The 6,121-nt window shown below is 66.7% G+C and carries 7 protein-coding genes; 5 read left to right on the top strand and 2 right to left on the bottom strand.

The features are described 5' to 3' along the window. Positions 1-140: 140 nt before the first annotated feature. On the bottom strand, positions 141-1,001 hold the full coding sequence (locus QH196_RS18860) for an alpha/beta hydrolase (RefSeq protein WP_280417118.1): 861 nt from the start codon (positions 999-1,001) through the stop codon (positions 141-143). Between the two features lie 189 nt (positions 1,002-1,190). On the opposite strand from QH196_RS18860, the gene QH196_RS18855 reads away from it, so the two are divergent. The 5 genes from QH196_RS18855 (at position 1,191) to QH196_RS18835 (ending at position 5,582) form a co-directional block, all read left to right on the top strand. Next, the gene (locus QH196_RS18855) at positions 1,191-2,666 is read left to right on the top strand and encodes a 2-hydroxymuconic semialdehyde dehydrogenase (RefSeq protein WP_280417117.1); all 1,476 of its coding nucleotides are present in this window, start codon (positions 1,191-1,193) and stop codon (positions 2,664-2,666) included. A gap of 37 nt (positions 2,667-2,703) precedes the next feature. Then, the gene (locus QH196_RS18850; RefSeq protein ID WP_280417116.1) at positions 2,704-3,510 is read left to right on the top strand and encodes a 2-keto-4-pentenoate hydratase; all 807 of its coding nucleotides are present in this window, start codon (positions 2,704-2,706) and stop codon (positions 3,508-3,510) included. Positions 3,511-3,621: 111 nt separating this feature from the next. Beyond that, complete coding sequence (locus tag QH196_RS18845; protein ID WP_280417119.1) at positions 3,622-4,008, top strand: RidA family protein; 387 nt, start codon at positions 3,622-3,624, stop codon at positions 4,006-4,008. Positions 4,009-4,066: 58 nt separating this feature from the next. Continuing rightward, a complete protein-coding gene (locus tag QH196_RS18840; protein WP_280417115.1) occupies positions 4,067-4,588 on the top strand; it encodes a 3-hydroxyanthranilate 3,4-dioxygenase in 522 nt (173 codons plus the stop codon). A gap of 1 nt (position 4,589) precedes the next feature. Continuing rightward, positions 4,590-5,582, top strand: a complete 993-nt coding sequence (locus QH196_RS18835) for an amidohydrolase family protein (protein WP_280417114.1) — start codon at positions 4,590-4,592, stop codon at positions 5,580-5,582. Between the two features lie 39 nt (positions 5,583-5,621). Here QH196_RS18835 and QH196_RS18830 read toward each other — a convergent pair whose 3' ends face one another. Then, the gene (locus QH196_RS18830) at positions 5,622-6,116 is read right to left on the bottom strand and encodes an AAA family ATPase (RefSeq protein ID WP_280417113.1); all 495 of its coding nucleotides are present in this window, start codon (positions 6,114-6,116) and stop codon (positions 5,622-5,624) included. Positions 6,117-6,121: the final 5 nt, after the last annotated feature.

Here is a 6,121-nt window from a genome sequence, read left to right as displayed (position 1 = left end):
GAGTCGCCGACGGCAGGCGGGGCGGAGCCGGCCGCAGCCCTGGGCGAGGAGTCGGCCGCAGCATGGCTCTCACGCTAAAACGAACCCCGGCCCCCGCTATGGGGGCCGGGCTCAGTGGTGTTTGCGGCCGGTGGTCCCCGCTAGCTCTCGGTTGCCGCGATGAGTTCGAGCAGTGCGCCGGTCAGTTCCGAATCGGGTTGCGCCAGGTCGAGGAAGACGTCGTAGTGGTTGCGGTCGGGGACAGTGAGCAGTCGGCTCGACGACCGCGCCGACCAGAGGTCGTGGAAGTGCCGACTCTGTTCGAGGAATCCGGCGCCGTCGTTCTCGGCGACAGCGATCACCGACACCGGGTCCGCCGCGCCATCCGTGCGCAGCGGGGAGAGCGCCGGGCTCAGCGCGGCGGCCCGCTCGGGGTCCAGGTGCAGCCAGTCGGAGGTGAAATCGACCAGCGGACGCAGATCGAACAGGCCGCTGATCGGCATCGCGGCGCGGACCACGTCTGCCGGTAGGCCGAACTCTGCCTGCCAGCCCGGCATCATCGTCGTACCCGTCAGGTGCCCGCCCGCAGAGCTGCCCCCGACGACGATCCGGTTCGGGTCCAGTCCGTATCCCGCGCCGCGATGGAATACCCAGGCGACGGCCGCCCGCACCTGTCTGACGATCTCTTCGAGCGGTGTGGCGGGCGCCAGGCCGTAGTCGACGGTGACAGTGGCGATGCCCGCGTCATCGAGCACCCGTGCCATGAATGCGGTGTCGTGGCGAGAGAGCATCCGCCAGTAGCCGCCGTGAACAGCGAGGAAAACCGGCCGGGGTTCGGTGCCCACACCCCATATGTCCAGCTGCTGGCCGCTGGCCTCGTCATAGGTGATGCCCTCGTGCCCGGACAGGCACCGCACGGCCTCGTCCGAGCGCACGCGGTAGTCGGCGATCACCCTGTCGAAGACCTCGGGGGCGACGGTGTTGCGAACGTTGTAATCGGCATCGATTCGTGGGTCGGACACGTGGTGTTCCTTAGGGGGAGTTCGATGGCAATCGGCCGGCGGATATCGCACAGCACGATGCGGGGGATGTATTCGGGTATACAGCACGCCGCCGTCCCGAGAAATACCCCCAAGGACATGACCATTCGGGCATAGGTCGCGTCCGTATTTGCATTTCCCCGGCATGACGATCTCGATCACAGTGGAGGTATGACCGCACAGCCGCAAGAGTGGATCCGGAACTTCGTCGACGGTGCGTTCGTCGACCCCGATCCGAACCGGGCGTTCGCCGCTGTCGATCCCGCCACCGGTGCCACCTTCGCGCAGGTCCACGAAGCAGACCGCGGCCTCGTCGACCGCGCTGTCGGCTCGGCCCGCGCCGCCCCCGCCGCCGGCGGGGCCCAACGGCCGGTCCGCGACCGCGCCGACCTGTTGCGGCGCGCGGCGGACCGTATCGAGGAGCGTTTCGACGAGTTCGTAGCCGCCGAGATCGCCGACACCGGCAAGCCGGTCACCCAGGCGCGCGAACTCGATATCGCCCGGGCGCCCGCCAATTTCCGTACCTTCGCCGACGTCGTCTCCGCCGCTGGGCAGGAGTCGTTCCTCACCGAGATGGGCGGGGGTCGCCGGGCCCTCAACTACGCGGTTCGCAAGCCGCTGGGAGTCGTCGCCGTCATCGTGCCGTGGAACCTCCCACTGCTGTTGTTGACCTGGAAGGTCGCGCCGGCCCTCGCCTGCGGCAACGCCGTTGTCGTCAAACCCAGCGAGGACACCCCGTCCACGGCGACCCTGCTCGCGGAGGTCCTGACCGAGGTCGGATTCCCGCGCGGCGTCTACAACGTCGTACACGGGTTCGGTGCCGACTCCGCCGGCGCTTACCTCACCGAACACCCGCACATCGACGGCGTGACATTCACCGGGTCGTCGGCGACCGGCTCACACGTGATGAAGACGGTGGCACCCCGGGTGCGGCCGGTGTCCTTCGAACTGGGCGGAAAGAACGCGGCCGTCGTCTTCGACGATGTCTGCCTGGACGAGGCGATCGACGGCCTGAGCCGGTCCATCTTCACCAACACCGGGCAGGTGTGCTTGTGCACCGAGCGGGTCTACGTCCAGCGCGCTGTCTTCGGCGATATCGTGGCGGGCCTCGTCGAACGCGCCGGGCGGCTCCGCCTGGGCCGGCCCACCGACACAGCGACCACCACCGGTCCGCTGATCTCTCAGAAGCACCGGCAGAAAGTGCAGGCCTATCTGGAGCTCGCGGAGGCGGAGGGCGCCGAGGTCCGCACCGGCGGTGGCATTCCGGCGCTGGGTGCCGATCTCGACGGCGGCTCGTGGATCGAGCCCACGCTGTGGACGGGCCTGACCAACCGTGACCGTGTGGTGCGCGAGGAGATCTTCGGCCCCGTCGCCGCGCTCATCCCGTTCGATACCGAGGCCGAGGCCGTTGCGCTCGCCAACGACACCGACTACGGGCTGGCTACCGCCGTGTGGACCAACGATCTGCGACGCGGGCACCGCGTCGCACAAGCCATGAACGTCGGCATGTCGTGGGTCAACACCTGGTTCCTCCGCGACCTGCGGTCGCCGTTCGGTGGCGTCGGGCTCTCGGGCATCGGGCGCGAGGGAGGCGAATCGTCGCTGCACTTCTACACCGAGCCGACCAACGTGTGCGTCCAGCTGTGACGGCGCCGGAACATCCACGAAATACCTGGAGCAAGAAATGACGAACTCCACGACAGCGAGTCCCGACGACATCGAGGCGCTGGCGCGCCGGCTCGACGACGCGCAGAGATCGAGGACCGACACCCCCAGCCTCGAAGAAGACGCGTCGCTGGGCGTCGACCTCGACGTCGACACCGCATACCTGGTGCAAGAGGCGCTCGTCGGGTTGCGGACCATGCGCGGTGAGACCGTCGTCGGCGTGAAACTGGGCTTCACCAGCAAGGCGAAGATGGCGCAGATGGGAGTGTCCGACGTGATCGTCGGGCGGATCACCGATGCGATGCAGGTGGCCGACGGTGGCGAAACCGATCTGCGGGGCTACATCCATCCGAAGGTGGAACCCGAGGTGGCCTACCGGATCGGACGCGACATCACCTTGGGCGACCTCGACGACCCGGACACCGATATCGTGGCCTGTGTCGACGCGATCGCGCCCGCCCTCGAGATCATCGACTCGCGCTACCGCGACTTCCGATTCACCTACGCCGACGTAGTCGCCGACAACACCTCGGCCTCCGGCTTCGCCGTGGGCACGTGGCGCCCCATGCGCGAGGCCGCCGATCGTGCGGTGCGGTTGCGCGTCGGCGACGAGCAGACCACCGGAACGACGGCGGCGATCCTCGGCGACCCGCAAGCAGCACTCCACGCGCTGCTCGATATGTGCCGCCGCCGGCGGATCCCGCTCCACGCCGGATACGTGGTGCTCGCCGGCGCGGCCACCGCGGCGATGCCGCTGACCGAAGCGACCGTCGAGTGCGAGATCGCCGGAATCGGGACTGTGAGCTTGACCGGTGTCCGGCGATGACGACAGGACGATGAGGGAGAACGTACCGTGACCACCAACGCCAATACATCCGCCGGCAGCCGACCGGGTCCGCGGTCCGATTCCGGCAGCGCAGTCCTCGCGGGCCACGCCGTGCCCCGCGGACGATTCCCGCACGTCAAGGTCGTCGGGGATCTCATCTTCGTCTCCGGTACCAGCTCGCGCCGGCCCGACAACACGTTCGCCGGCGTCCAGGTCGACGAGATGGGGACCACCGACCTCGACATCCGCGCGCAGACGCGTGCTGTCATCGAGAACATCCGCGGGATTCTCCGCGAGGTCGGCGCCGGACTCGAAGACGTCGCGCAGATCACGACCTACCTGGTGTCGATGAACGATTTCGGTGGTTACAACGAGGTGTACAGCGAGTACTTCGACGAATCCGGGCCGACCCGGACAACCGTGGCAGTGCACCAGCTACCGCACCCGCACCTGTTGATCGAGATCCAGGCGATCGCGCATCGGCCCACGACCACCTGAGCCGATTTTCGGAACAGACTCACTGCACCACCCCCACAAGCGATTTGGAGTAGACGCCATGACCCATATCCCGGAGGTCATCAATTTCCACGGTTGGATCGCCGAGCACGAGCACCTGCTGCGACCACCGGTCAACAACAGGACCATGGCGCTGGGCGAGGACTTCATCGTCCAGATCGTCGGAGGACCGAACCAGCGCACCGACTACCACCGAGAACCGTACGAGGAGTGGTTCTTCCAGATCAAGGGAGATATCCACGTCAACATCATGACGGACGAGGGGCCGCGCAGGATCGACATCCGCGAAGGGGAAGCCTGGCTGCTGCCCGGCAATGTGCCGCATTCGCCGCAGCGCCCCGACCCGGATTCGATCGGCCTTGTGATCGAACGGGTCCGTCAGGAAGGCACCCTCGAGAAGTTCCAGTGGTACTGCCTCGAGTGCGATGCACTGGTCCACGAGATCGAGCTGCAGGTGCGCAGCATCGTCGACGACCTTCCGCCCGTCTTCACGCAGTTCTACGAGGACGAGGCGGCGCACAAATGCCCGAGCTGCGGTGCAATCCACCCCGGGAAAGGCTGAAGTGAACAACATCATCGACGTCCACACCCACTATGTCCCCCGAGGGTGGCCGGATATCAGCGCAGAGGCCGGCGCCGACGCACCGTGGCTGCGGATCGAATCCGAGCAAGACGCCATGATCATGATGGGCACCAGGGAGTTCCGGCGGATCCAGTCGGACTGCTGGGATGCCGCGGTGCGCTTACGCGATATGGACACAGACGGGGTGCGCACTCAAGTCGTCTCGCCGACACCGGCCTTCTTCAATTACGGGCGCACCGGGGAGCAGGCGGCGAAGATCGCCCGCATCTTCAACGACCTCGCCCTCGAGATCACCGCGCCGGCGGGCGACCGGATGATCCCGTTCTGTCAGGTGCCACTGCAGGACACCGACCTGGCGTGCGCCGAACTCGACCGCTGCCTGGAGAACGGGCATCGGGGCGTGGAAATCGGAAACCACGTGGGCGACCGGGACCTCGACGACGAGGGCATCGTGACGTTCCTACAGCACTGCGCGGACCGCGATATCCCCGTCTTCGTACACCCGTGGGACATGCCCAGCTCCCCGCGTCTGGAGCGCTGGATGTCGCGCTGGCTCACCTCGATGCCGGCGGAAACCCACTTGTCGATCCTGTCGCTGATCCTCGGCGGCGTCTTCGACCGCGTCGACGAACGCCTGAAGATCGCTTTCGCCCACGGCGGCGGCTCGTTCGCATTCTGGCTCGGTCGCACGGAGAACGCGTGGCACGGCCGCAACGACATCATCGGAACCTCCGAGTTCCCGCCGTCCCACTACCTGGGGCGCTTCTACGTGGACTCGGTGGTGTTCGACGAGCGCGCACTGAGGGTGCTGGTCGACACCGTCGGCGCCGAACGGGTCATGGTCGGCAGCGACTACCCGTACCCACTGGGCGAGCGGCCCGTCGGTGAGGTGGTGCGCAAGAGCGATTTCCTGGGTGACGCCACTCGTGACCTGATCACCCACCGCAACGCGGAAAGATTCCTGGGACTCTGATCGGACAGTCACGACGCCGCCGGAGAGTGTCCGCCCTACTCATGGCCACTGCGGAATTTCCGATACCGCCATTCCGGAGACGACGATGAGCGGACCTTCGTCTCTTGTCGGTACTTCGAAGTGGTCGTAATAGGACTCCGCCTGAGACGCAGTCAAGGCGACGTCGTCGAGGTGGGAACCGCCGCGAGCGGCAACTCGGGCAAGGGCCACATCGCGCGGCGTGTCGATATACAGCGTCACCGCTGTGGAACCCAAGCTCTCGATGAGAGCACGGTATTCGGCGCGCATGCGTTGCGACCAGAAAGAGTAGTCCAGTACAACATCGGCGCCCTCGCGGATCAGGGCAATCAGACGGTTCCGAAGGTGCGTCTCTATCTCGACGGCTACCTCGTCGGGTAGTGGTTGTTCACGGAAACCGCGCGCCCATGCCTCCGTATCGATCGAAAGGCGGAGGAAGCCTCGGTCTTCGAGGGCGCGCGCCCGTGTCGTCTTTCCTGATCCGGCGGGCCCGCACATGAGGACGACGCGGGGCATGTCCC

The sequence above is a fragment of the Nocardia carnea genome, from assembly GCF_029868325.1.
Classification (GTDB): Bacteria; Actinomycetota; Actinomycetes; order Mycobacteriales; family Mycobacteriaceae; genus Nocardia; species Nocardia carnea_C.
This window is presented reverse-complemented; position numbering and strand designations above follow the sequence as displayed.

Coding starts and splice junctions, on each gene's coding strand:
- QH196_RS18855 (WP_280417117.1), top strand. CDS start 1,191: ATGACCGCACAGCCGCAAGAGTGGATCCGGAACTTCGTCGACGGTGCG.
- QH196_RS18850 (WP_280417116.1), top strand. CDS start 2,704: ATGACGAACTCCACGACAGCGAGTCCCGACGACATCGAGGCGCTGGCG.
- QH196_RS18840 (WP_280417115.1), top strand. CDS start 4,067: ATGACCCATATCCCGGAGGTCATCAATTTCCACGGTTGGATCGCCGAG.
- QH196_RS18830 (WP_280417113.1), bottom strand. CDS start 6,116: ATGCCCCGCGTCGTCCTCATGTGCGGGCCCGCCGGATCAGGAAAGACG.